This window comes from Prochlorococcus sp. MIT2309 (genome assembly GCF_059772305.1).
Genome location: NZ_CM186282.1, coordinates 1,070,139 through 1,095,002, shown reverse-complemented (window position 1 = coordinate 1,095,002; position 24,864 = coordinate 1,070,139). Strand labels below are relative to the sequence as shown.

The 24,864-nt window shown below is 35.9% G+C and carries 24 protein-coding genes and 1 tRNA gene; 12 read left to right on the top strand and 13 right to left on the bottom strand.

Annotation, left to right across the window (positions count from 1 at the left end; translation table 11 throughout):
* Window positions 1–158: 158 nt before the first annotated feature.
* From AC6EJA_RS06085 to AC6EJA_RS06070, 4 genes are all read left to right on the top strand, one after another.
* A complete protein-coding gene (locus tag AC6EJA_RS06085; RefSeq protein ID WP_498501776.1) occupies window positions 159–293 on the top strand; it encodes a hypothetical protein in 135 nt (44 codons plus the stop codon).
* Between the two features lie 158 nt (window positions 294–451).
* Window positions 452–817, top strand: a complete 366-nt coding sequence (locus AC6EJA_RS06080; protein ID WP_498501775.1) for a hypothetical protein — start codon at window positions 452–454, stop codon at window positions 815–817.
* Between the two features lie 75 nt (window positions 818–892).
* Window positions 893–4,483, top strand: coding sequence for a chromosome segregation protein SMC (gene smc / locus AC6EJA_RS06075; protein ID WP_498501774.1), 3,591 nt, complete (start codon window positions 893–895; stop codon window positions 4,481–4,483).
* A gap of 54 nt (window positions 4,484–4,537) precedes the next feature.
* The gene (locus AC6EJA_RS06070; RefSeq protein ID WP_498501773.1) at window positions 4,538–5,572 is read left to right on the top strand and encodes a PRC-barrel domain-containing protein; all 1,035 of its coding nucleotides are present in this window, start codon (window positions 4,538–4,540) and stop codon (window positions 5,570–5,572) included.
* Window positions 5,573–5,577: 5 nt separating this feature from the next.
* On the opposite strand, the gene AC6EJA_RS06065 is transcribed toward AC6EJA_RS06070, so the two are convergent.
* Together AC6EJA_RS06065 and AC6EJA_RS06060 are read right to left on the bottom strand one after the other, a co-directional pair.
* Window positions 5,578–6,876 (bottom strand): glycosyltransferase family protein, encoded by a 1,299-nt coding sequence (locus AC6EJA_RS06065; protein ID WP_498501772.1) that lies wholly within the window; start codon window positions 6,874–6,876, stop codon window positions 5,578–5,580.
* 10 nt (window positions 6,877–6,886) lie between these two features.
* Window positions 6,887–6,968: transfer RNA gene (locus AC6EJA_RS06060), tRNA-Leu, on the bottom strand.
* 115 nt (window positions 6,969–7,083) lie between these two features.
* Between AC6EJA_RS06060 and accC the strand changes: the two genes are divergently transcribed.
* Window positions 7,084–8,427: an acetyl-CoA carboxylase biotin carboxylase subunit gene (accC, locus tag AC6EJA_RS06055; RefSeq protein ID WP_498503561.1), complete on the top strand. Its 1,344-nt coding sequence runs from the start codon at window positions 7,084–7,086 to the stop codon at window positions 8,425–8,427.
* Between the two features lie 21 nt (window positions 8,428–8,448).
* Here accC and AC6EJA_RS06050 read toward each other — a convergent pair whose 3' ends face one another.
* Window positions 8,449–8,766 carry a YggT family protein gene (locus tag AC6EJA_RS06050; RefSeq protein WP_498501771.1) on the bottom strand — a complete coding sequence of 106 codons (318 nt, stop codon included), beginning with the start codon at window positions 8,764–8,766 and terminating at the stop codon, window positions 8,449–8,451.
* Between the two features lie 96 nt (window positions 8,767–8,862).
* Here AC6EJA_RS06050 and psbX point away from each other — a divergent pair, with 96 nt between their 5' ends.
* The gene (gene psbX / locus AC6EJA_RS06045) at window positions 8,863–9,039 is read left to right on the top strand and encodes a photosystem II reaction center protein PsbX (RefSeq protein WP_498501770.1); all 177 of its coding nucleotides are present in this window, start codon (window positions 8,863–8,865) and stop codon (window positions 9,037–9,039) included.
* A gap of 82 nt (window positions 9,040–9,121) precedes the next feature.
* On the top strand, window positions 9,122–10,060 hold the full coding sequence (locus tag AC6EJA_RS06040) for a Ycf66 family protein (RefSeq protein WP_498501769.1): 939 nt from the start codon (window positions 9,122–9,124) through the stop codon (window positions 10,058–10,060).
* A gap of 9 nt (window positions 10,061–10,069) precedes the next feature.
* Here AC6EJA_RS06040 and AC6EJA_RS06035 read toward each other — a convergent pair whose 3' ends face one another.
* From AC6EJA_RS06035 to def, 6 genes are all read right to left on the bottom strand, one after another.
* Entirely contained in the window at window positions 10,070–10,312 is a 243-nt protein-coding gene (locus AC6EJA_RS06035; protein WP_498501767.1) for a CAB/ELIP/HLIP family chlorophyll-binding protein, read from the bottom strand.
* Between the two features lie 10 nt (window positions 10,313–10,322).
* Window positions 10,323–12,311 (bottom strand): ABC transporter ATP-binding protein/permease, encoded by a 1,989-nt coding sequence (locus tag AC6EJA_RS06030; RefSeq protein WP_498501766.1) that lies wholly within the window; start codon window positions 12,309–12,311, stop codon window positions 10,323–10,325.
* A 135-nt stretch (window positions 12,312–12,446) separates the two neighbouring features.
* Complete coding sequence (locus AC6EJA_RS06025; protein ID WP_498501765.1) at window positions 12,447–12,728, bottom strand: hypothetical protein; 282 nt, start codon at window positions 12,726–12,728, stop codon at window positions 12,447–12,449.
* A gap of 95 nt (window positions 12,729–12,823) precedes the next feature.
* Window positions 12,824–13,165, bottom strand: coding sequence for a histidine triad nucleotide-binding protein (locus tag AC6EJA_RS06020; RefSeq protein ID WP_498501764.1), 342 nt, complete (start codon window positions 13,163–13,165; stop codon window positions 12,824–12,826).
* 161 nt (window positions 13,166–13,326) lie between these two features.
* A complete protein-coding gene (gene rpsU / locus AC6EJA_RS06015; RefSeq protein WP_320663492.1) occupies window positions 13,327–13,503 on the bottom strand; it encodes a 30S ribosomal protein S21 in 177 nt (58 codons plus the stop codon).
* Window positions 13,504–13,572: 69 nt separating this feature from the next.
* A complete protein-coding gene (gene def / locus AC6EJA_RS06010; RefSeq protein WP_498501763.1) occupies window positions 13,573–14,181 on the bottom strand; it encodes a peptide deformylase in 609 nt (202 codons plus the stop codon).
* A gap of 67 nt (window positions 14,182–14,248) precedes the next feature.
* On the opposite strand from def, the gene AC6EJA_RS06005 reads away from it, so the two are divergent.
* A complete protein-coding gene (locus AC6EJA_RS06005; protein WP_498501762.1) occupies window positions 14,249–16,213 on the top strand; it encodes a S9 family peptidase in 1,965 nt (654 codons plus the stop codon).
* Here the strand turns inward: AC6EJA_RS06005 and AC6EJA_RS06000 are convergent.
* The 4 genes from AC6EJA_RS06000 to sufB all read right to left on the bottom strand — a co-directional run bounded on the left by AC6EJA_RS06000 (window position 16,210) and on the right by sufB (window position 21,002).
* Complete coding sequence (locus tag AC6EJA_RS06000) at window positions 16,210–17,466, bottom strand: SufS family cysteine desulfurase (protein ID WP_498501761.1); 1,257 nt, start codon at window positions 17,464–17,466, stop codon at window positions 16,210–16,212. The genes AC6EJA_RS06005 and AC6EJA_RS06000 overlap by 4 nt on opposite strands.
* Window positions 17,463–18,707, bottom strand: coding sequence for a SufD family Fe-S cluster assembly protein (locus AC6EJA_RS05995; RefSeq protein WP_498501760.1), 1,245 nt, complete (start codon window positions 18,705–18,707; stop codon window positions 17,463–17,465). Before AC6EJA_RS05995 ends, AC6EJA_RS06000 begins: the two co-directional genes overlap by 4 nt.
* Window positions 18,704–19,480 carry a Fe-S cluster assembly ATPase SufC gene (sufC, locus tag AC6EJA_RS05990; RefSeq protein WP_498501759.1) on the bottom strand — a complete coding sequence of 259 codons (777 nt, stop codon included), beginning with the start codon at window positions 19,478–19,480 and terminating at the stop codon, window positions 18,704–18,706. The genes AC6EJA_RS05995 and sufC overlap by 4 nt, the downstream gene beginning before the upstream one ends.
* Before the next feature lie 79 nt (window positions 19,481–19,559).
* On the bottom strand, window positions 19,560–21,002 hold the full coding sequence (gene sufB, locus AC6EJA_RS05985) for a Fe-S cluster assembly protein SufB (RefSeq protein WP_498501758.1): 1,443 nt from the start codon (window positions 21,000–21,002) through the stop codon (window positions 19,560–19,562).
* Between the two features lie 223 nt (window positions 21,003–21,225).
* On the opposite strand from sufB, the gene AC6EJA_RS05980 reads away from it, so the two are divergent.
* The 4 genes from AC6EJA_RS05980 (at window position 21,226) to AC6EJA_RS05965 (ending at window position 24,845) form a co-directional block, all read left to right on the top strand.
* On the top strand, window positions 21,226–21,588 hold the full coding sequence (locus AC6EJA_RS05980) for an NDH complex assembly factor CRR9 (protein WP_498501757.1): 363 nt from the start codon (window positions 21,226–21,228) through the stop codon (window positions 21,586–21,588).
* A gap of 265 nt (window positions 21,589–21,853) precedes the next feature.
* Window positions 21,854–22,960 carry a DUF4912 domain-containing protein gene (locus AC6EJA_RS05975; protein ID WP_498501756.1) on the top strand — a complete coding sequence of 369 codons (1,107 nt, stop codon included), beginning with the start codon at window positions 21,854–21,856 and terminating at the stop codon, window positions 22,958–22,960.
* A 21-nt stretch (window positions 22,961–22,981) separates the two neighbouring features.
* Window positions 22,982–23,152: a DUF8677 family protein gene (locus AC6EJA_RS05970; protein ID WP_498501755.1), complete on the top strand. Its 171-nt coding sequence runs from the start codon at window positions 22,982–22,984 to the stop codon at window positions 23,150–23,152.
* 40 nt (window positions 23,153–23,192) lie between these two features.
* On the top strand, window positions 23,193–24,845 hold the full coding sequence (locus AC6EJA_RS05965) for an alpha-D-glucose phosphate-specific phosphoglucomutase (RefSeq protein ID WP_498501754.1): 1,653 nt from the start codon (window positions 23,193–23,195) through the stop codon (window positions 24,843–24,845).
* Window positions 24,846–24,864: the final 19 nt, after the last annotated feature.

Sequence of the window (24,864 nt, the reverse complement as noted above, 5' to 3'; positions counted from 1 at the left end):
CATTTAAATATATTCATCAATATCTAACAAAAAAATACCTTTTTTAGACCTTTTTTAAGCAATATCCCAAACTTCTCAGTCGTCTTTGCTTACATTTATTGCTATCCGAGGGGTTCTAGTGCTAAAGGTCATGTGTAACTTCGTTAGTATTTTTGACCATGGACGTTGGTTTTTCATCAATGTTGTTTGCGTCCAGCACACTGCCAACAAGTTTTGGCTTAATTGCAGCCGCTTTTGCTGGGGCCGGTGGAATCCTTTTAATTGCTCTTCGTTTTGTTCCACAAGACAATTAGTTATAAAATTTCCACTCTTCAGTGCAACTTGAATATTTTTCCTGATTCCATTTCCTTAATGGCACAGAGTAAATTTTGTTGATTCGACTGGGTTAATGTTGTGAATATGATGTTCAAATACCAATCTATAGCTAGTTTTTTTGTCCCTCTAAGAAGTTATGACAATTTCTAAGAGATGGATAATACTTATTCATTTTGATGCACCTGATGATTTAGCAAGATTACATTTTGATCTACTTTTGGAAGACAAAACTTTTTGTAGAACTTGGAGATTGAGTCAAATACCTGTTTTGGACGGCCCATCTGTTTGCGCAAAACCATCAGCTCACCATAAGTTGAGGTGGCTTGATGCAATAAATGAACCTGTTTCTGGTAATAGAGGATGGGCTAAACGTTACAAAAATGGCGATTATTCGGGAAGTTTACCAATTTCATTTGAAGATCCCGTGAAAGTGTTTTTGAGTAACGGGAAATTTTTTGGGAAGCTTTTAATCAAAGATGGTTTGTGCAACCTGTATAGCTAAAATCTAAATTTGCAAACTCTGCTTGAGCTTTTTCTAAGTTTCGCTAATCTAATATTTATTTAGGAGCTCTTCCTGTTGGTTTACATCAATCAGGTTGAGCTAACAAATTTTAAGTCCTTTGGCGGGACTATGAAAATCCCTCTTGAGGAGGGATTTACAGTTGTTACAGGTCCAAATGGATCTGGAAAGAGTAATATTCTTGATGGTGTTCTCTTTTGCCTTGGGCTAGCTACGAGTAGAGGCATGAGAGCAGATAGATTGCCTGATTTGGTAAACAGCGCGGTTTTGAAAGCTGGTAAAGCAGCTGAAACTATTGTCAGCGTGAGATTTGATCTATCAGATTGGTCTCCTGACATCGCTGAAGCTGGACTTGAAAAGCCTGAAGAAGGACCGTGGATAATGCCCAACCAAGAAAATTGGACTGTAACTCGCAAATTAAGAGTGATGCCAGGTGGTTCATATAGTTCATCTTATTTATCTGATGGAGAACCATGTAATCTTCAGCAACTTCAGACTCAACTAAGGCGTCTGCGAGTTGACCCTGAAGGGAGCAATGTAGTCATGCAGGGAGATGTTACTCGTGTTGTTTCAATGAGCAATAAGGATCGTCGATCTTTGATAGATGAATTGGCAGGAGTTGCTCTTTTTGATTCGAGAATTGAACAAACTCGTAATAAGTTAAATGATGTACATGATAGACAGGAGCGCTGTAGGATTGTTGAACAGGAGTTAAATGTCAGTAGGCAAAAATTACAGAAGGATTGTGAAAAAGCGAAAATATATAAACAATTAAAAGAAGATTTTCAATTAGGAAAGAAGCAAGAAATAGTTCTTAATTATGAAAATATTCAAAATAATATTTCTAGACTGAATATTCATCAAAAGAAGTTAGAAATAAAAGATGTAGAAGAATCAAAAACAATTCAAGACTTGGAAGAAAAACTCTCTGAAGATTTAAACAAATTAGACAACCTACAAATATTAGTCAAAGAGTTAGGAGAGGATAAGTTATTAGCAATTCAAGCCACAATAGCAGGCCTTGAAAGCCAAATTAGGGAATTAGATAGACAAGCAAATTCTCATAAAATTGAAGGTGAAAAGCTCAAAGATAAAAAAAATAGTTTATTTGAAAAACGTAAACAAATAGAGAGTGAGAGAAAAGTTTTATTGTCTAAGAATCAAGATACAAATTTAAAAGATATAGAAGAAGATCACCATAATTTAGAGTCTGCTGTTGAGATTGCTAGACGAAGAATTGCCGAAGTTGCTGGTAAATCAGGGGAGTGGGTCGAGGGCCAAAAAGAAAGGACAATTCGTAGGCAGAAATTGCAAAATTCGTTGAAGCCGTTAAAAGAAGAACATCAGATATTAGAGGAAAATTTGTTGCAAATTGAGGTAAGAATTGATGAACTTGAATCAAATCAAAAAAAAGATGTTATTGAGAATCAGAAAGTTCATAGCCTGCTTAAAGACTTAGATAATAGTTTTGATAATATTTCTAGTAATGTTGTAGTTAACCAAAAGAGTGTTAAGAGGTTAAGTGAAAACCTTTCTATTCAGCAAAGAACTCGTCAAAGAGTTGAGCAAGAGCAAATAAAAATTGAAAGACAAATAGCCCGCGCTGAGAGTAGAAAAGAAACTATTCAAGAAAGTAGGGGGGCTGCAGCATTAAACCTTCTTCTTGAATCAGGGCTTGATGGAATACATGGTTTGGTTGCTCAATTAGGTGAGGTAAAGGATACCTACCGTTTAGCTTTGGAGGTTGCTGCTGGTGGAAGATTGGGACAAGTTGTTGTTGATAATGATCAAATAGCCTCGCAAGCTATTGAATTATTAAAACGGAAAAAAGCTGGAAGGTTAACTTTTCTTCCTTTGAATAAAATCAAAAGTTCAAAAAATCTTTCTAATCCTGCATTACAAAGGAACATTGCAACTAATGGACTAGTTGGTAAAGCATTTGACCTTGTTAAATTTGAGCCAATTTATTCAAATGTTTTTGCATATATTTTTGGAGAGACATTAGTTTTTGAAAATTTGAGTTCAGCAAGATCTCAACTCGGAATTTCAAGAGCAGTAACACTTGAAGGTGAATTGATTGAAAAAAGTGGAGCTATGACTGGCGGAAGTTTTTTGAATAAAAGTTTGGGTCTATCTTTTGGTTCTTCCTCAGAAAATGATGATTTGAATCCTTTACGTCAGAGATTAAGTGAATTGGGAGTCATTCTTCAGAAATCGATAAAAGAAGAAAGTGATTTAAAAATTAGTCTTGCAGATTCAAGACAAACATTAGTGGATTTAGAGCAAAGAAAAGTTGCCATAGAAACTGAGAGAAGTTCTGCAAATCGTTCTCATGAACCTTTGATTAATGAACAAAATGAACGATTAAATAGGTTAGAGGTTTTAAAAAAAGAAATAGAAAATATTAATTCAAAAATCCATTCATTAAATAATATGATAAATCCAATCACTATTGAAATAGAAAAACTCGAAGGTTTTGATCTTAAACAGGGGTCTGAGATGGATATGGAAAATTGGAAAAAACTCCAAATAGATTTAGATGAGGCAGAAAAAGCGTTAGATGAATCACGCTTATTAAAAGAACAGCTTTTAAATAAACGGCGTAACTGTGAATTTTCTTTAGGAAGGCTCGATGATCAAATGGATATTTTGTCTGAGGAGGAAAATAATTTAAAGTCGGCAGTAAATTCTTTAACTAAGGCTCATCAGGAATGGAGAGGTCAGCATCAAAAATTAGTTGATAGAAGACAAAAATTAGAAATTGAACAAAAAAGCCTTGAGACCAAATTTGGGGAACAACGCCGTCTTAGAGATAGAGCAGAGGCAGAAGTTTCTCACAAAAGACAGTCAATTCAAGAAGCAAAGTGGAATTTGGAAAAACTCAGAGATGAGAAAACTGCTCTTTTAGAGGAACTCAGAGTTGGTCAAATTCGCCTTCTAGAAATAAAACAAAAATTGCCTGAGCCCCTACCAGAAATTCCAGAATCAATTAGAAATGATGGGCTAGATGCTCTTCAGTCCCATCTTGAGAAACTTCAAGGCAAGATGGAATCTCTTGAACCTGTAAATATGTTGGCGCTTGAGGAGCTAGGAAAACTTGAGGAAAGACTTGAAAGTCTTATTCAAAGATTAGATGTTCTATCTGAGGAAAGGTCTGAACTACTCCTAAGAATTGAAACAGTTGCGACTCTTCGTCAGGAAGCTTTCATGGAAGCTTTTGAGGCGGTAAATACTTATTTCAAGGAGATTTTTGCAAGTCTCTCTGAGGGAGACGGTCACTTGCAACTTGAGAATCCAGATGACCCTCTTGAAGGGGGCTTGACTTTAGTAGCACATCCAAAAGGTAAGTCAGTAAGAAGACTTGCAGCTATGTCTGGTGGAGAAAAATCGCTTACGGCCTTAAGTTTTCTATTTGCTTTGCAAAGATTTAGACCTTCTCCTTTTTATGCGCTTGATGAAGTTGATAGCTTTTTAGATGGGGTAAATGTTGATAGACTGTCATCTTTGATTGCAAAGCAATCAATTGAGGCACAGTTTTTAGTTGTCAGTCACAGGCGACCTATGATTGGAGCCTCCTCTCGTACCATTGGGGTAACTCAAGCAAGAGGAGCACACACTCAAGTGGTTGGTTTACCTATCGCCGCTTGAGGTATTGCAACTATTATTATTTAGAGCTAATTAATCCCTCAACCACTAAAGAGTTTGACAAACACTCAATCTCCAATTGATTCGATAGACACAGTCCCAAGTGATAGGCTCTGGCTAAGATCAGAGCTCATGGGGACTCAAGTTATCACACGTGATAGCGGCAGAAGACTTGGAGTCGTTGGTGAGGTTGTTGTAGATATTGATCGAAGAGAGGTTGTTGCTTTGGGTTTGAGAGATAACCCTTTAACTAGGTTTTTACCAGGACTTCCTCGTTGGATGACGTTAGAGAGAATTTGCCAGGTTGGTGATGTAATACTTGTTGATTCAGTTGATTCTTTGAGTGAAAATTTTGCACCCGATAGGTACAGCAAAGTAATCAATTGTCAGGTAATTACTGAGTCTGGGCAGCAACTTGGTAGGGTTTTGGGATTTTCATTTGATATAGAAACAGGAGAGTTGATTACCTTAGTTATGGGAGCAGTAGGGGTACCTTTGTTAGGTGAGGGTGTTTTAAGTACTTGGGAAATAAAAGTTGATGAGATAGTTAGTAGTGGTTCCGATAGGATTATTGTCTATGAAGGTGCAGAGGATAATCTCAAACAGCTTAATAGTGGAGTATTAGAAAAATTAGGCGTTGGAGGAACTAGCTGGGAAGAGCGTGAACGTGAGAGATATCGAGTTAACCTTGTCCCAGTTGAGAATCAACTGGGTTCTGGTGAAGAATTGGATCAATCTAAAAAAATTCTTGAATCAGCAAAAGAAGAAGCTTTTGAAGATGAAGACTTTGAATATGTCGAAATTGAACAAAATAAAAATCAAGAATTCCAGAATGTTCGCTATTTAGATGAGCCAGATCAAATTTTGGAAAATAATTTTGAAGGCAATTCGAATGATTTTGATCCATTAACTCAAGAAAATTCATTTCTAGAAAAAGAAGTTCCTAAGAAACCAAATAGTTTGAGAAGAAAAAATGCTTTAAGGGAAGATCCTCTTGATATTGAACCCATTAAAATAAATAGTTTTAATGAAGTTAAAGATAAGGAATCATTTCCCTCATTAGATGAGGACCCAATTGAAGATCCCTGGTAAATTAATTACCGCAATTGCTTAATAGTATTGATTAATTCCTTTACTATTTTTTTTATTGCTCCGTGTTCTCCCCTTAACAATTGAAGTTCTTTTTTTTGCTTGTCTAAAAAAACAGGATTTTTAAGATATTTAACAGCTTCATCAGCAATTTCTTTAGGATAAATTGTTCCAATTCTCTCAGGTACAATCATTCTACCCGCTGAAATATTTGGCCAAGCCATAAAACGTTTTTTTCTTAATCTCCATAAGCTAATGATAATTCCAAATAATCTTTTAAAGAAAGGAACTCGTCCAACTATGCCAAGTAAACCATCCCAAGCTTCCATAACATTTAGATGTTGAGTTGGTATTACTACAATCATTGGAGTAGTCAAAGCAGCTAATTCAGCTGTGTTTGCACCAACAGTTGTAATTGCAAGATTACATTGACTCAAATAATCATGAGCTGGGTAAGATGTAAATAAACAAATTTCAGTGTCATTTGTTGTAATTAATTTATATCTCAGTTGCTTCTCTTCCTCTAATTTTATTTCTTTTATTCCAGATTTATATTTCTTTGAAATTGGATTATTTTTACCACTTAAATTAATCAATTCATTTATGTTTGTGGTGGGAGCCAGTGGAATTAAAAATTTTATAGTTGGCATTATTTTTGAAATCTTATCTGCAAGTTCAAGAAAAAAAGGAATTCCAATTACAAGTTTTGCTTTTTTTGAACCAGGAAGTAAAGCTATCCATTGACCTGGAGATAAAGGCCCTACCTTTTTTGCATCATTGCCAATATCAGCCATGAGATCCCCAACAACAGTACATCGGCTTCTTAAATATTTTGGGATTTGTTTTTTTACATTTTTTGACATTGCAAAAGTTTTATCATTCCATTGTGGCCATCGTGCAATCCATTCGGCATATGTCATATTTAAATATCTCAACCTCGCAGAAAGTAATACACTCCAAAATTGATCACCACCTAAAAAAATTACTATCCCTTTTTTTGGCCAAAATCCATACTTTTGAGGATAAATTAATAACTTCCAGAAAATTTTTGCGGTTGTAATTTTATCAAAATATCCCCATTTTTCTGCAGCATATTTTTCTTTACCTGTTGCATTTGGGCAAGGTACAAGTACTAGCCTCAAGCTTATTTGAGCTTCATCATCAATTGGTTTTAATCTAATTTCTTTATGTAGTTCTTCTGCTAAAGGCTTAACCCATGTAGATAGTTCACCTGGACCATTAGACAACATCACTATCATTACGGATTTGTCTTCTTTATCTTTTGCAGTGCTTGGTGGACTTTTCATAAAGGGTTTATGCGGATGGCGAGACTCGAACTCGCAAGGCCGAAGCCACACGCCCCTCAAGCGTGCGCGTATACCAATTCCGCCACATCCGCGTACTTAAGGAGTTTACGACTTTGCGTGCATATCTTTAAGAATCAATCTTGTTAATCTTTTGTGTGGCGATGGGCAGTAGCGCTGATACGATCAACGTTGGCTTTCAATAACTGGATGCCGATAGAAAAACTTTTAATAGCCAATCGTGGCGAGATCGCTCTGAGAATTCTGCGAAGTTGCAGAGAACTCGGAATTGGCACTGTCGCTGTCTACAGCACTGTTGACAGGAATGCATTGCATGTTCAACTTGCAGATGAAGCCGTTTGCATTGGTGATGGGCCCAGTAACAAAAGCTATTTGAACATTCCAAATATCCTTGCTGCTGCTACTTCAAGAGGAGTTGATGCTATTCATCCTGGATATGGATTTTTAGCAGAAAATGATCGATTTGCAGAGATTTGCAGAGATCATGGAATCGTTTTTGTTGGACCATCACCAGGATCAATTCGTTCCATGGGGGATAAATCCACCGCAAAATCTACTATGGAAAAAGTAGGAGTGCCTACTGTTCCAGGTAGTGATGGGCTTCTACAAGATTCCGATGAGGCGGCAATTTTAGCAAAAGATATGGGATATCCAGTCATGATCAAGGCAACAGCTGGAGGAGGAGGAAGAGGCATGAGATTGGTCGAGAGTCCAGAAGAACTAGACAATCTTTTCAAGGCAGCTCAAGGTGAAGCTGAGGCTGCTTTCGGTAATTCAGGCCTTTACATGGAAAAATTTATCGACAGGCCAAGACATGTAGAGGTTCAAATTTTGGCAGATAAATTCGGCAATGTTGTCCACCTCGGAGAACGTGATTGCTCTATTCAGCGTAGGCATCAGAAATTGCTAGAGGAATCTCCAAGTCCAGCATTAAATGAATCTCTTAGGCTTCGAATGGGAGAGGCTGCAGTATCTGCAGCAAAAAGCATTAACTATGAGGGCGCTGGTACTGTTGAATTTCTCCTTGATCGTCTTGGTAATTTCTATTTCATGGAAATGAATACTCGCATTCAAGTCGAGCATCCAGTCACAGAAATGGTTACAGGCATAGATTTAATTTCACAACAGCTTCACATTGCTGGAGGTATGGAATTGGAAATTAATCAAAACGATATCAATTTAAATGGCCATGCAATTGAATGTAGGATTAATGCCGAGGATCCTGCCCATAATTTCAGACCATGCCCAGGTCGAATTACTGGTTGGTTACCTCCAGGAGGGCCGGGAGTCAGAGTTGATAGCCATGTTTACACCGGATATGAAATACCACCTTTTTATGATTCACTTATTGGAAAACTTATTGTTTGGGGAACTGATAGAAAATCAGCTTTAAAAAGAATGGAACGAGCTTTAAATGAGTGTGCAGTAACAGGTATTCCTACAACGATTGATTTTCATTTGGAACTTTTAAACAGAAATGAGTTTCTTGATGGTGATGTTCACACTAAATTTGTCGAAAAAGAGATGATTTGATTTCTGGGATGACCAAAGTTATCAAATCAAATGTTGTGTTTTGTTGACAATTTGGGAAAGAATGCCTTGCTGACCATTTAGAAGCTCTCGTAATAAGCTCAGGAGCCCCACCCAGATAACAGGGGTTATGTCTACTCCTCCAATTGGGCCCACGAACTTTCTTGTGAAAACTAAAAAAGGCTCAGTAGGCCAAGAGATTATTGGCCAAAATCCCTTATTAAGATTGATTTTTGGATACCAAGTAAGGATTATCCTCATTAGGAAAGCAAGAGTAAAAATTGAAAAGAATATTCCTAAGGTCACGTTCAAAGCAGGTAAAAGTTTTAGTAAAAAGGACATTTGCTTTTTGAAAACCATCAACAAATACGAATACATCGTATAAATAACCCGTTAATCCGTAAGATTACCCCCAGTATTGCTCAAGAAACTGCTGTAATGGCCTTTGCTTCGTTGAATATCTTCCTCAGTTCAGGAGTCTCCGCTGAGGTTGCCACAAGTTCCGCCATTGGAATGGTCGGAAGTTTTCTTGCTGCTGGTGCCTTGATAGTTGTACCTGCTGCATTTGCTCTAATTGCGGTAAGCCAAAATGACGCGTTGAATCGCGGACGATAGTTAAAGTCTTGCGCATTTCCTAGACTGTTAACACTGAAAGTAATTTTTCGCTTTCAGGTCATATTTTGGAGGGCGCGCAACTTTGGTCAATGCCAGTCTGAATTGGGCCAGCATTGTTGGCATTGTCCTTGCTATTTGCGGGGCAGGCTTATATTTCATGCGGTCTTTTAAGCCAGCTCTTGCTCGTGATTACGATGTATTCTTCGCTGCAATTGGTTTACTTTGTGGTGGAATTCTTTTTTTTCAGGGTTGGAGATTAGATCCAATTCTTCAGTTCGGACAATTTCTTTTAGCTGGAACAACAGTATTTTTTGCCTATGAAAGTGTTCGATTAAGAGGTGTTGCGACTGACCAAGCTAGAAGATCTTCATATTTTGAAGAATCAGATTCACCTAGATCGCCCGGAGGGGGATTGCGAGGGAGGCAATGGGATGATGATCCCTATGACAGATTTGATGAGCCACAGCCCATCAATAGACGCTTCAGTAGTCGAGATGAATTAGGAGAAGATGACTCTCAATCTGATCCATATCAACCTAGAAGGGCCTCCAGAGCGGCAATACCTGAGGAAGCAGCTAGTAGAAGATTTCGACCTAGAAATCAGATGGACAATTTTGAAGATAATCCAAGAAGAAGAGTTCGTGCTAATAGATCTTCTAGTTCAGAGTATTCATCAGAGAACCGCTCAAATTTTGGAGAGAGAAGGAATACTCGACAAGAATTAAGAAGAGGAACTCGTCCATCAGCTTCCCAGAGAACATCTAAAAGAGCTCAATCACAAGTTAATGATCCTTTGGACATGAAATTACCTTCACGAAGGCCATCTTCATCTAATAGTCCAAGAGGAACTCGTATCGAAGACGCCGCTTTTTCTTCAAGAGATTCTAGAAAATTAGATCCAAGAAAAAATAATGTAGATAAAAATTCTAAAAATTCCTCAATTAGAGGAGGTCAATATGGAAACTCCAGAGCATCTAAAAATTTTAAAGACAAAAATAATAATTCAAGATTTGATGACTAATTTAAATTTTTAATTAATTAATCCCGCCCAGTGAAGAAAACCTTTATCACTGATTATCTCAATTAAAATCAACGAAATAAATCCAATCATTGCAAATCGTCCATTCATTCTCTCTGCGTAAGAGCTCCAGCCAAAATCTGGTACATCATTCGTTGTTGCACTGGAATTTGATATTGGGGAATTATCAATCTCTATAGTCGCAGAGTTGATGTCAGTCTTTTTAATTTCGAGGTTATCGGAGTCAGTAGACATAAATTTTTTTTTAAGGTTGATCAAATTTGTAACTGGATGAAGGTAACAACCTCCATGATCCATTACCAATGAGTTCCAGTACTGATGAGTGGAAGTCTATAAGCGTAGGTCTATGACCAACACTTATGACCGCCAGTTCCCTATTTTTTAAAAGTCCATAAAGTTTTTTTTCGGTTTTAACATCTAAAGCGCTGGTTGCTTCATCCAGAATTGCAAAACGAGGTGAATTTAGTAACAAACGACCGAAAGCAAGCCTCTGTTGTTCCCCCAATGAGAGGATTCTTGTCCAGTCTTGCTTGATATCTAAATCTGGATATCTTTTGATTAAAGATTCAAGATTAACTTCAGCTAGAACAGACCTTAATTGATCCTCACTGAACTTATTTTCTTCAGCTGGGTAACAAAGTTGTTCTCTGAGTGATCCTAGTATCAGATAAGGTTTCTGTGGAATAAATAAAAGATCCTCTTTTTTAGGTCTTTCAATATCTCCAATGGTTGGTTTCCATAGACCACTAATCATTCTTAACAGGGAAGTTTTACCACATCCAGATGGACCTACTACTAGTAAACTTTCTGAATTAGAAATGCTTAGATTTAAATCAGAAATGATCGGTTGTTTTCCGCCAGGGGGATAAAGATTTGCATTATTAATTAATATTATTTCACTAGGCTTAAATTTAGCTTCCTCATCAATATTGCTGTACTTACTTACATTTTCAATTTTTGATTGGAAACCTTCTAAACGGCTAATTCCAGCAGTGAACTTAGCCAATTCTTCTATTTGGTTTACTACGAAAAAAAGAGATCCTTCTACCATTCCAAATGCGAAACTGGCTTGGATAAATCTTCCATAATCTATTTCTCCAGCAAAGTATGGAATTGCCATAATTAAATATGGGAAAAAATTACCTGCATAATTTATTGATCTTCTCATCACATCTATGATTACTCTCCAAATAATTAATAAATTAAAATTCCTAACTACTTCTCCAAGTCTTCTCTGAGTTTCAGCTTTTTCGGGAGCTTCACCAGAATAGAAAGCTATTGATTCAGCATTATCTCTTATATGAACTAAACCATATCTGAAATCTGCTTCATAGCGAAGTTGATCATAGTCAATTCTTACAAGATTTTTTCCAGCGATAATTAAGATTGATGTTGCAAATGCTGCATATCCAAATAGAGAAAATGTCAAAGTTGTACTTATACTCCAAAGGATTAATATATTCAGAGAAAATGTTAATAAAGCATCAAATACACCCAAAGTAAACGTTAAACTTTGACCTGTAAAAGCCCTTGTATCATCTGTTATTCTTTGGTCAGGGTTATCAACATCGGTAGCAAGCTCGTCATTAGGATTTAGTTTGTAGTAGGCTTTATTGCCCATGTAGTCTGTGATTAAACTTTTTGAAAGCCATTCTCTCCAAATGATTCCAAGTTTGTAAGTAAAGAAAATCTGTGAAACTCTTATAGGTAAAGCGACGATAAAACAACATGCATATATTCCGAGAATTCTATAAAAACCAGACTCTTGTTTAGCTACTAATGCGTTAGTTAAATCTCTAGCTATAAAACCTATGCCAGCATTTATTCCATTTACAGCGAGCAACATCAACACGATTATTCCAAGAAGAACCCAATGAATCCATCTTTTGCTTCTAAGTTGGTGACGGAAACTAAAAAAGCTTATGGTTCCTATTAGAAATAAAGTTGAAAAGAACCATCCCCACCAACTTGACCATATGCTCTCAATTGTATTAACAACACCACCAAAATATTTCTCTATTAATACAGGTTGTATGTTGTCTAAAGTCTCAATCAATCCAGTCAACAGAACTAGTACAATTCCTCCAACACAGAAAAGTAATGATATTAAAAGCCAAATGAACTGCAATCCTGTACTTTGATCAAGAGGGAGAAAGAATGGCTGAGAAAGTCTTCTGAGTTGCCCCAAAGTGATATTTATATTTTTTTTACTCAAATCTTTTGTAAAACTCATTTTATTGAAATTAATAGCGGTTAGTATTTAAAATATAAGTTTTCATTTTTCGAGTAATTAATTAAATTAATACTAAATTGTCTAAATGATTATATATGAGTTCAAAATTATGTCTAATTGTTTTTAATGATTAAATTAAAAATTTCCTATCATTGCATGTAACCACTCAGGTATAGGAAGGCTTTGAAGCAATTTCATATCAAATTCATGAACTGCCGGTACACTTTTGTCAAGTATCCAGATCAGCATAAAAGGTGCATTTAATACGATCTGCCATTGCCATTTATAACTAATGAGACCCCATACTTTTTTTAGTGCATTTCTTTGCCAATCCGATAAGTTTTCCCATCTGGAGTTTAGGGCTTGTGACAGTGGAAAGGAAGATTTTTGATTTTCTACCCCAGTTTGGGATTGCATAATTTTTAATTTAATCTTTATTTATAGCGCATCCCCGACCGATTTCGAGAGAATTTATTTTTGCTTGTTTTAAAAATTCTGATTTTTATGTTTTTTTATCCGGGAGGCCACGACATATCGCGTCCTCCAATTACGTGAATGTGTAGATGAAAAACTGTTTGTCCAGACTCTGCGCCAGTATTTATGACCGTTCTCCAGTTGGATAAACCACATTTTTCTGCAATTTTCTTACTTACTTGAAGAAGGTGTCCTAAGAGCTCAGTATCGGAGTCATCAATTTCATTAAGACTGGGAATTGTTTTTCTAGGAATTATTAGGACGTGAACAGGTGCTTGAGGATTGACATCCTTGAATGCTAGACATCTTTCATCACTGTAAATTTCATCACAAGGTATTTCACCTTTAAGAATTTTTCCAAAAATAGTTTCATTTTCCATGGAATAAAGGTGTGTAAAAAAACTTCATAAAAGTATATTTGCGAGCATCCTTGAATCGATCTAACCAATAAAAGTTTTTATAAACTTATCAGCAATGTAATTAAACTTTTGTGAATACAGGGTAATGAAAAACTTCTCTAAGCTGATTTATGGCCCAAAGCTCACTTTCTTCTCTGTCTTAATCTCTGCTGCAGTTTCCTTTTATATTTTTCAACAGGTGTTTCATGATGACGCAATCTCTTTAACTCTGCGAAAATACCAGCTTTAGAGACTTGACGCTTAAACCTGCGAAGACCAGATTCAATTCCTTCGTTTTCGCCGATTGTTACTTGTGACATTCAATAATTTTTTTAATAGATGAATGATAGCAAGCTACATAGCCTATCAAGAATATTGGGAGAATCTATTTATCCTTTTATTGAATTGACATCTTCAAAAGAAAATCCATTCTCTATTAACTCTTTTTTTAGTTTTTCAGTATCGCTTACATGGTCAATAAAGAGTACCCCATTGAGATGGTCGATTTCATGTTGAATACATCTGGCTAAAAGACCATCCGCATTCATTTTTTTTGGTCTTCCCATTTCATCTCTAAAACTCACTTTGATGGATGAAGGTCTCACTACATCGAGATATACCCCAGGAATACTTAGACATCCTTCTTCATATGTATCCAAACTTGAACTAGAAGTCATTATTTCAGGATTTATAAAAACGTGTGGAGGTGTTGTTGGGTTTTCCAAATCCAAATCGATTACCACAATCCTTTTGTGGATTCCCACTTGAGGACCAGCAAGGCCAATTCCCTTGGCTGAATACATGCTTATAAGCATTTCTTTTGCTGTTTTCCTCATTGAACTATCAACTTTGCTAACTCGAGTTGCTTTATCGCGAAGAACTTTATTGCCAAGCTTATAAATCTCCAGAGAAGGATGTTCCACTGGTTGCTTGGGGACAGTTATAAAAGCCTTTTCTTTTTCTGCTTTTTTTGCAAGTTGGGCAAAGCTTCCAGCCAATTTGTTTGAATGTATTGGAATATATTTTATTTTACTCGGTCCGATCAGCCTAAAGTCTTAAAAATCAATGGAATCATTAATCAACAAAAATACTTGCAATAAAAATATCTGCCACCCTCTTAGTGCGGAAATTGCTGTGGCCAGTTTTCCCACATTAAAAGAACCAAAAATAATTGGTGAATTTATTTTCTGGTTGGAACAAAGACCTGAAGAAAGTGGGCGAGTAACTGCTTTTTTGAGACCATGGAAACAAATCTCCCTAGAGCCTCAAGAGTTAACTCCCTATCCTTGCAGTCTTAAAACTGATTTTCATGGCTACGGAGGAGGAGTTATTGCTGTAGCCCAAAAAAATAATCTGATAATTACTACCTGGATTGATTCATCAAAGAAGAGTTTAGTGAATCAAACCTGGAAGATTTTAAGCAAAATAAATAAAGAAAAAAGTTTATATATTGAAGCTATTGATGATGAAAAAAAATTAATAATAACAGATAATTTTTCACTTGGTGATGGTGTAATAGATCTAAAAAGAAATCGATGGATAGGTGTGATGGAAAAGAATAATATAGATTATATTATTCAAGTTAACTTAGATAAAATTTATCAAAAACCCAAAATTTTGTATCAAGGAAAATCATTTATTGCCTATATCTCTATAGATAGTTCCTTTTCTAAAATAGCTTGGGTTGAATGGGAAAATATTCAAATGCCTTGGGAAAAAAGTGAACTTTATGCAGCGCAATTTGACCTACATGGAAGTATTGATAGTCCAAAAGTAATCGCTGGAAAAAGTAATTTAAATGATAAGAAAATATCAGTATTTCAACCTATATGGCTTGAGAATGGGGAAATTTCTATTTCTGAAGATCAGTCAGGTTGGTGGAATCCGATTGTGGGTAAAGTTGATTTTGATTCAGAGCACCCTGTTTCTTGGAAAAGATTATGGGAAATTAGGGCAGAAACTGCAATCCCCCAATGGGTTTCTGGCATAACAACGATAGCGTTTTCATCGGTAGGTGTTATTGCAGCGGCTTGTAAAAATGGCAACTGGAAATTATTAAAGCTGTCAATGGATGGAGCAGTACAAGAGATTAGCCAGCCGTATAACGATATTTCTTACGTTTGCGCTAGTGGTAGAAAAGTTGCTTTTATTGCAGCCAACTCATCTCATCATGCCAGCATTATAGAAATAGATATTCAGGATCCTTATCAGAGTTTTTTGCAACGCCCATTTTCAATAGATAATGAAGAAATAATGCTCTCTATTCCAAGAGAAATTTGGTTTGAAGGCTTTAAATCAAAGAAAACACAGGCTCTATTCTATCCCCCTTTACAAAATATTTTTCAAAATCCACCTCTATTAGTAAGAAGCCACAGTGGCCCAACAGCAATGGCTTCAAAAGGTTTGAATTTGGAAATACAGTATTGGAGCTCTCGGGGGTGGAGCGTCATTGATGTTAATTATGGAGGGTCAACTGGATTTGGTAGAGCCTATCGAGACAGGATAAAGGAGAATTGGGGAGAGGTTGATGTTTATGATTGCACTGCTGCAGCCTCTTATTGTATCGATAAGGGTTTTGTAAATAAGGATTTAATTGCAATTCAGGGAGGAAGTGCAGGAGGATTTACTGCTCTGAGAGCTATTTCTAACTCAAATATTTTTAAAGTTGCTATGTGTAAATATGCAGTAGCTGATCTATTAGATATGAGAGAGAGCACGCATAGATTCGAAAAATATTATCTTAATTATTTATTGGGTAATTTTGAATCAAAAAAGAAGTTGTATCGAAGTAAATCACCTTTAAATAACTATAAAGAAATAAAATGTCCAGTTATTTTTTTTCAGGGTTTAAAAGATAAAGTGGTTAAGCCATCCCAAACAAGGGTCCTTTTTGAACAACTTACTAAAAATAAAGTCAATGTTGAATTACATGAATTTTCGAACGAAGGGCATGGTTTTAAAGATTTAAAGAATAGGGTTTCTGTATTACAGCTTTCGGAAAAATTTTTTAAAAAACATTTAAATATTTAATAGTTATCTTTAAGAAATTTAATTTGGTTTTTTAATTCACTCACAAAAATATCAATTTCTTCAATAGTAGATGTGAAGCTTAAGCTTGCTCTTGCCGTTGAATTTAAATTTAGGTAACGGTGAAGAGGTTGACAGCAATGATGCCCACTTCTAATACAAATTCCACGGGAATCTAATAGTTCTGCAATATCGTTGGAATGGATACCTTCAATTAAAAAAGTGGCTAGCGCCCCCCTAAATTCGCAATCCGAGGGCTTTGGTCCCAGTATAAATATCTCCTCAATCTCACAAAGTCTTTCAAAAAGATATTCAGTTATATCTTTTTCATATTTTTGAATATTTTTGAGTCCAATAGAATTTAAATAATTAAGTGCTTCACCTAGACCAATTGCTTCACCTATTGCTGGTGTACCAGCTTCAAATTTGTGGGGTAATTCTGCCCAAGTGCTTTCATTTAAAAAAACATCTTCAATCATTTCTCCGCCTCCCAAAAATGGTGGCATCTTTTCTAATATTGATTCCTTTGCCCATAAAAATCCCATTCCAGTTGGACCACAGAGCTTATGAGAAGAACCCGCTAGAAAATCTATATTCAGAGAGTTAACATCTATCTCTTGATGAGCAAGGCTCTGGCAAGCATCAAGGCAAACAAGAGAGCCATAATTATGAGCAATTTCTGATATGTATTTTATTGGATTACAGCAACCAAGGGTATTACTTATATGAACTAAACTTATAATTTTGGTCTTCTTAGTAATTTTATTTTTAAAATCTATTAAATCAAGTTCACCTTTATCAGTAATGTTTATATATTTAATTTTGCAGCCAATTTTTTTTGAAATTAATTGCCAAGGGACAAGATTACTATGATGTTCCATAATTGTTAAAAGTATTTCGTCGTCTTCTTGGAGTAAAGACTCACCCCAGGATCTGGCAACCAAGTTTATTGCCTCGGTAGCATTACGCGTAAAAACTATTTCTTTTGAGCTTTTTGCTTTAATGAAATTAGCCACAATTTCTCTTGACTTTTCAAATGCTTCAGTTGCTTTAGCACTAAGTTGATGAGCGCCTCTATGAACATTTGCATTGGAGTATTTATAATAATTACTAACAGCCTCAATCACTTTTAAGGGTTTTTGACTTGTTGCCGCATGATCTAAATATATTAGGGAATCATCTTTTTCTAAGTCAGAATTGAAAAGTGGAAAGTCTTTTTTCGCTCTGATAGCAATTTCTTTATCGATGTATTTCATTCAGCTAATTTAGAAAGTAGATTGTTCAAAAAAGTCCATCTTTTGGAATATGAAGGTATGTTAGTAAGAATATCTTTAAAATAGCCCTCTAAAAGCAATGAGTTTGCTTCTTTTAGAGAAATCCCCCTACTTCTTAAGTAAAAAAGTTCATCCTCAAGCAGTTGGCTCACCGTTGCACCGTGTGTGCATCTAACGTCATCAGCTACTATTTCTAATTCAGGCTTTGTATCAATTTTTGCTCGTTTTGATAAGATTAAATTTCTGCTTAATTGAGAAGCTTGGGTTTTTTGAGCAATCCTAGGCACCGAAACTGCTCCGTTAAACATTGCGTGTGAGGAATCATTTGCGGCAGATTTATTTAATTGGTCTAATTCCCCTTCTGGTCCATTGAATTTTACAGATGTGAGTGTACTTATTTGTTCACTATCTTTGGAAACTTGCAGACCTTTAAGTGTGGTTTTTGCTTTTCCATGTTTCTGGATAATACGAGGTTCAAAACGACTAAATTCCCAATTTGCTTGCAACGAAATTGATGAATAACTGCTATTTTCTGCTTGATCTATTGCGAAATTAGTAAGTAAATTAGATTTAACACAACCAAGTGCTATGTATCCATGATTAATTACAGCTCCTTCTTCAAGAATTATTTCTACAAGAATATTTTGTGCAGAGTTAGTAGACCCTAAAATAACATGATTAAAATTAAGATAAGAATTTTTCGTAATTTTAAGAAGTATTCTTATTGAACTAGAGGAATTAGAAAAACCTGGGGAGATAATTTCAAGAGTAGGATTGTTTTTACCACTAACCTCGATACCAATAAAATGATTAGAGGTTGATTCATTAATAATAATTGGCCAATAATTATTGCAATTAAATTGATCAAGTGCTTTACCTAAATATTTTTCTCTTTCACTTTCTCTAAGCATATAAAACCCTTTATGATTCTCAAGTTTTTTTAAAGAATTCTCTTTACCATTAATTAATTGAATAATCTCAGGGTTGGGTTGAGTAAGACTCGGATATTTTTCTATCAATTGATCTTCCGTTTCTGACGTTAAGGGCAGTTCTATAAATTTTTTTAGGTGTTTAAAATTCGTTAATCTCCAAACTTCTTCATTGCTGTTGGGGTAGCTAATTTTTAAGAGTGATTCTCTTCCTTTTTTTTGTATGTTTTTTAATAAGCCATTTGGATTGTCTAAAGATTTCAGCCAATTAACGCATGATTCACCAGAAATCATGACTTTATAACCTCTTTGATTTCGCCGGGATTACCACTATCTATCCAATCATATCCAGTTTCTTCAAGCATTATTGCTAATTCCTTATCGCCTGTTTTGAGAATTTTTCCATCCGACATCACATGTACAAAATCCGGCGTTATTTCGTTCAGTAACCTTTGATAGTGAGTAATCAATATGGTTGAAGTATTAGGTTTTGAAAGTCTATTAACACCAGATGCAACTACTCGAAGAGCATCAATATCTAACCCTGAGTCGGTTTCGTCTAAAATTGCTATTGCTGGCTCAAGTAATGCCATTTGAAGAATCTCATTGCGTTTTTTCTCTCCTCCAGAGAATCCCTCGTTAACACTTCTTTCAAGAAAAGAGGGATTCATTTGTACAAATTCCAGGCGCTCTTTAACCAAATCCTCAAAATCAAAGATATCTAATTCTTCTTGTTTAAGTTCTTTTCTTCTAGAATTTGTTGCAACTCTAAGAAATTCAAGATTGCTAACTCCTGGAATTTCTATTGGGTATTGAAAACCTAGGAATATTCCTATTCGTGCTCGTTCTTCTGGTTCGAGTTCAAGAAGATTAGCTCCCTTGAAATTAATAGTTCCTGAAGTTACCTCATATGCTGGATGCCCTGCAACAACTTTAGATAATGTGCTTTTACCACTACCGTTACGACCCATAATGGCATGGATTTCTCCAGATCTAACAGAGAGATTGACCCCATTAAGAATTGGTTGATCCTCAACAGAAGCATGAAGATCAACAATTTCAAGCATGGGAGTGGAATCTGGGCAAATCACTTATTAAAGGTGTCAAAGATAATTAAAAAAGAACAAATTAGGTTAACAAATTTTGTTAGCCAACAGATCCCTCCAACTTTAGTGCCAGTAATTTATCAGCTTCAGCTGCAAATTCCATTGGCAATTGACTGAAGACGTCTTGACAGAAACCACTAACCATCATGGAAATTGATTCTTCAAAACTTATTCCTCTGCTTTGCAGATAAAATAGTTGATCTTCTGAGATTCTGCAGGTACTTGCTTCGTGTTCAATATTAGATTGAGGTTGTTGAGAATGAATATAGGGGTAAGTATTTGCAGCAGCCTTATCCCCGATCAACATTGAATCGCATTGGCTGTAATTTCTTGCACCTTTTGCATTTGGTCCCATATGCACGAGACCTCTGTAACTGTTAGAGGAAAATCCTGCACTGATACCCTTACTGACTATGGTAGATCTTGTTTTTGCCCCAATATGAATCATTTTTGTTCCAGTATCAGCTTTCTGATGATTGTTTGTTAAGGCTACCGAGTAAAACTCTCCGACTGATTCTTCTCCTTGAAGAACACAGCTTGGATATTTCCATGTAATTGCAGAACCAGTCTCAACTTGTGACCAACTAATTTTGCTTCTTTTTCCTCTACATTGCCCTCTCTTGGTGACAAAATTGTAAATCCCCCCAACACCTTCTTCATTACCTGCATACCAATTTTGAACTGTCGAATATTTAATTGAAGCGTCGTCGAGTGTAATAAGTTCAACAACAGCTGCGTGAAGAGTATTGGTATCAAACATTGGGGCTGTACAACCCTCTAGATAACTTACAGATGCGCTTTCTTCTGCAATTATTAATGTTCTTTCAAATTGCCCCGTATCGCCAGAATTAATTCTGAAATATGAGGATAATTCCATTGGGCACTTAACACCTTTAGGAATGTAAACAAACGATCCATCACTAAAAACAGCTGAATTTAATGCTGCGAAAAAATTATCAGTAATCGGTACAACAGTACCTAAATATTTCTCTATTAGATTTGGATATTCATTTACTGCCTCACTAATTGAGCAAAAAATTACTCCATGTTCCGCAAGCTTTTCTTTGTATGTAGTGGCGATAGATACGCTATCAAAAACTGCGTCAACGGCAACATTAGCAAGTCTCTTTTGTTCACTGATTGGTATTCCTAACTTCTCAAATGTCTCTAAAAGCTTTGGATCAACTTCATCTAGACTTGCTTTTTTTGTATCTTTTTTTGGAGCCGCGTAATAAATAATATCTTGGTAATTTATTTCTGGATATTTTAAAGTTGCCCAATCTGGTTCCTTCATTTTTAACCATTCTTTATATGCTCTTAGTCTAAAATCAAGTAAAAACTTTGGCTCTTCTTTTTTTTTAGATATCAGCCTAATAATATTTTCATTTATTCCTTTTTCAAATTTTTCTGTTTCTATATCGGTAACGAAACCATATTTATATGGTTCAGAAACTAGTTGATCAACAGTTTTGGTATTTGTCATGGTTTACTTAATTCAAAAATTCTTGTTCGAATAAAAGTGGATAGATTCAAAAAAAAATTTTCTGCGTTATCAAGCAGGTCAACATTGATTACACTCCTTTTACTCTACCTGTAACTAGATGATATCTACTTTTTTACCCTTTGTTGAAGTGTTTTCTAAGATTGTTTTGTTGTTGGGAAATTTTGAATAATATTGAAATCTTAGAAACAGTGTTTTTTTGAGTATGACAATTCAGAATCCTAGCGACCCAAGCCCGCTTTCACAGGCTGAAATCCAAAAAATTGATAGAACCAATCTCTCGGTTTTGCAGAAACATCACATTCGTTTACTGGCACATTGTCTTGAATCTTTCAAAGTTATGAAAGGCGACAGTCCTAAAGAAAATATTCTCCCGGACTATCAACAACAAAGAGCATGGTGTCTGAAAAATCCCAAGCTCTCCAAAGATAAAGAATTTATGGATATTCTCCTGAACCAGTTTGCCGCTGCAGCTGTTCATTTGGACCAGGTGGCAATTGCTTACGAAATTTCGCCATTGGAATTGACTTTGGATGATTTGATTGATGATGCTTTGAAGAACCAATGATTTGACAAAAGGACATCGTTCATTGATCCCAAAGGAAAAAGATTGATAGATCAAAATTTTCTTATTTAAAACTCACATAAAACTAAAAATCATTCAAGAAGATTTTTTTTTTTACTTCTCACAAACCCTTTTACCGCAACTACTTTCATTTCTCGTTGCTCCATTTCTTAAAGCTTGGTAGTCAGTAGATCCTGACCGCAGCCACGAGATTCTCTTAAATCAGGAGATACTGATCCCAAACAAAACATAAGGAGCTTTTTCAGGCGTGAGTCAAGATAAAGAGTCACTTTCTACCCTAACTCTTCGTCAATTGCGCCAGAAGGCGAGTTCAGTTGGTGTGCCTTTGTACAGCAGAAAAACAAAAGCATCTTTGATTGATGAGATTATTACTTATGCAAATAAAAAAGATCTTGAGGCAAAAGTTGCTGTACGCGATTCTAAAAAAGATAATTTTCTTGCAAATGTTTTAAATTCAACGAGCAATGCCGCTCAATATAATTCCCTAACAAAGGTAGTATTTCTCCCCAGAGATCCAGAATGGGCTTTTGTTTTTTGGGAAATTTCTGAAGAAGACCGTAATCAAGCTCTTGATAGAGGAGCCACAAGACTCTCTCTACGGCTTCTTGACGTTACTGGTAAAGAATCTGGTGATGTCAATAAAGGTGCTTTAAGAGAAGTTACTGTTGATAGCCACAGCACAGAATGGTATCTTCCAATTCCACTTGGGGATAGAGATTATCAGGTTGAATTAGGTTACAGGTTTAGAGGTAAATGGATTTCTTTAGCATTTTCCTCTTCTGCAAAAGTACCAAGTCAACATCCAAGTGAATTGATACTTGATCAATTTGTTCCCTTTAGTTTGGAAACCCCAAAAAATATACCTTTGGAAAGTCTTGTTGTAGAAGAACCTGCTGACCAAGGGTTACATCAGCGCTTATATCAATCGGCCACGGACACGTTCAGGAAGACTAGAGTTGGATCTGAGGAATTTCAGGAAAAAAATGCCATAAATTCCGATAATCAAGGCCTTTCAGATTCAGGTGCGGGTTTGTGGGCTAGTGGAAGAAACGAATCTGGAATAGGCTTATCTTCTAATGATCAATCTTTCTGGTTAGTTGCTGATGCTGAATTGATTGTTTACGGTGCTACTGATCCATCTGCAAAATTAACAATAGGTGGAGAAAATGTGCCTCTTGACTCTGATGGTACTTTTCGCCTGCAGGTACCTTTCCGTGACGGTATTCAAAATTATCCTATTCAAGCTATAGATTCAAAAGGCCAAGAAAAAAGAAATATCACGATGAAGTTTGAACGTGTAACTCCTGAAGACAATACCAACCCAAGAGATAAAGCTGCACCAGAATGGTTCTAGTTATATTCTTCTAATTTTGATATGTTGCGTTTCATTGTTGCAGCCACTCCCGTAATAGGAGTGATTCTTTTATCTCTGTTAGTTCCATTAATAATTGCCAAGGCTGGAATAGGTGCAGGAGTTTTATGTGCTTTAATTCTTTCCTCATTGTGGTTTGTAGCAATGTTACGCACCTCTGAAATGCCTCATTAGGTTTTAACCCACAAAATTTATTCCTAGCTCAAACTATCAAGTGAATCTCTCAAATTTAAAAAAAGTAATTGTCACTCTCGATAAACCATTTCTTGATCAAAGACCTGGCACATCTGGGCTGAGAAAAAGTTCAAAAAGATTTGCTGAAGAACATTATCTTGAGAGTTTTGTTGAGGCAATTCTCAGAACTCTTCCTGGAGTTAATGGAGGGGTTCTTGTAGTTGGTGGTGATGGTAGATATGGAAATCTGCAAGCGATTGAAACAATAATTGCTATGTCAGTTGCCCATGGAATTAAAAAAGTAATTACTACTGTTGATGGGATTTTATCAACTCCTGCTGCATCTCACCTAATCCGCAAATCTAGCGCTATTGGGGCAATTATTCTCTCAGCCAGCCATAATCCAGGTGGTGTCGATGCAGATTTTGGTGTCAAAGTCAATGGGCAAAATGGTGGCCCAGCCCCCGAATCTCTGACAAATGAAATTTATTTATGCACTAAGACACTTAAAGACTATAAGACAATATCTAATTTGCAAAAAATAGATTTGGGTATACCTAATTCAACAATATTAGGCTCTATGGAGGTTGAAGTAGTCGATGGAGTAGAAGAATATTCTCTATTAATGCAACAAATATTTGACTTTGATCAAATAAGTTCATTTTTGCAAAATGATTTCCTATTCGCTTTTGATGCACTCAATGCAGTTACTGGCCCATATGCAAAAAAAATCCTGGAAGATATATTAGGTGCTCCTAAAGGAACAGTTCGAAATGGCTCCCCTCTAGAGGATTTTGGAGGGTTACATCCAGATCCAAATTTGACATATGCAAAAGATTTGGCAGATGATTTGTTGTTAGGAAATACTTTGAGTTTCGGAGCTGCTTGCGATGGCGATGGTGATAGAAATATGATTTTAGGGAAAGGTTGTTTTGTCAATCCAAGTGATAGCCTCGCGATTTTGACAGCTAACTCTGATTGCATACCGGCCTATTCTGATGGACTTTTGGGTGTCGCTCGTTCAATGCCCACAAGCTCAGCTGTAGATTTAGTGGCAAAATCCTTAAACATAAATTTCTTTGAAACTCCCACTGGCTGGAAATTTTTTGGTAATCTTCTTGATCAAGAAAAAATAACCCTTTGCGGAGAAGAAAGTTTCGGAACAGGCAGTAGTCACATCCGTGAAAAAGATGGCCTCTGGGCTGTCCTTTATTGGCTACAAATATTAGCTAAAAAGAAAGTTTCAGTTTCTGAAATTCTAAATATTCATTGGAATACCTTCGGCAGACATTATTATTCGAGGCATGATTACGAATCTATTCCAACTGAAGTGGCAACAAAAATATTCTCAAGAGCGGAATCATTAATACCAAAATTGGTTGGGCAAAGTTTTGCAGGTCAAGTTGTCCAAAAAGCTGATAATTTCAGTTATTTAGACCCAGTAGATAATTCATTAACTCATAACCAAGGTTTGAGATTAATACTTAATGATGATAGTAGAGTGATTTTGAGAATGTCTGGAACTGGTACACAAGGAGCTACATTAAGAATTTATTTTGAAAAATATGTTTCTACAACCGAAGACTTAAATCAAGACCCTCAAAATGCCCTTTCAAACTTGATAAAAACAATGGATGAATTTGCTGAAGTTTCCCAACGAACTCGTATGGAAAAGCCTACAGTTATAACTTAAGATTGAATTTTTTCATTAC

Coding starts and splice junctions, on each gene's coding strand:
- AC6EJA_RS06085 (WP_498501776.1), top strand. CDS start 159: ATGGACGTTGGTTTTTCATCAATGTTGTTTGCGTCCAGCACACTGCCA.
- AC6EJA_RS06080 (WP_498501775.1), top strand. CDS start 452: ATGACAATTTCTAAGAGATGGATAATACTTATTCATTTTGATGCACCT.
- AC6EJA_RS06065 (WP_498501772.1), bottom strand. CDS start 6,876: ATGAAAAGTCCACCAAGCACTGCAAAAGATAAAGAAGACAAATCCGTA.
- accC (WP_498503561.1), top strand. CDS start 7,084: ATGCCGATAGAAAAACTTTTAATAGCCAATCGTGGCGAGATCGCTCTG.
- AC6EJA_RS06050 (WP_498501771.1), bottom strand. CDS start 8,766: ATGTCCTTTTTACTAAAACTTTTACCTGCTTTGAACGTGACCTTAGGA.
- psbX (WP_498501770.1), top strand. CDS start 8,863: ATGGCCTTTGCTTCGTTGAATATCTTCCTCAGTTCAGGAGTCTCCGCT.
- AC6EJA_RS06035 (WP_498501767.1), bottom strand. CDS start 10,312: ATGTCTACTGACTCCGATAACCTCGAAATTAAAAAGACTGACATCAAC.
- AC6EJA_RS06030 (WP_498501766.1), bottom strand. CDS start 12,311: ATGAGTTTTACAAAAGATTTGAGTAAAAAAAATATAAATATCACTTTG.
- AC6EJA_RS06025 (WP_498501765.1), bottom strand. CDS start 12,728: ATGCAATCCCAAACTGGGGTAGAAAATCAAAAATCTTCCTTTCCACTG.
- AC6EJA_RS06020 (WP_498501764.1), bottom strand. CDS start 13,165: ATGGAAAATGAAACTATTTTTGGAAAAATTCTTAAAGGTGAAATACCT.
- rpsU (WP_320663492.1), bottom strand. CDS start 13,503: ATGTCACAAGTAACAATCGGCGAAAACGAAGGAATTGAATCTGGTCTT.
- AC6EJA_RS06005 (WP_498501762.1), top strand. CDS start 14,249: ATGGAATCATTAATCAACAAAAATACTTGCAATAAAAATATCTGCCAC.
- AC6EJA_RS06000 (WP_498501761.1), bottom strand. CDS start 17,466: ATGAAATACATCGATAAAGAAATTGCTATCAGAGCGAAAAAAGACTTT.
- AC6EJA_RS05995 (WP_498501760.1), bottom strand. CDS start 18,707: ATGATTTCTGGTGAATCATGCGTTAATTGGCTGAAATCTTTAGACAAT.
- sufC (WP_498501759.1), bottom strand. CDS start 19,480: ATGCTTGAAATTGTTGATCTTCATGCTTCTGTTGAGGATCAACCAATT.
- sufB (WP_498501758.1), bottom strand. CDS start 21,002: ATGACAAATACCAAAACTGTTGATCAACTAGTTTCTGAACCATATAAA.
- AC6EJA_RS05980 (WP_498501757.1), top strand. CDS start 21,226: ATGACAATTCAGAATCCTAGCGACCCAAGCCCGCTTTCACAGGCTGAA.
- AC6EJA_RS05970 (WP_498501755.1), top strand. CDS start 22,982: ATGTTGCGTTTCATTGTTGCAGCCACTCCCGTAATAGGAGTGATTCTT.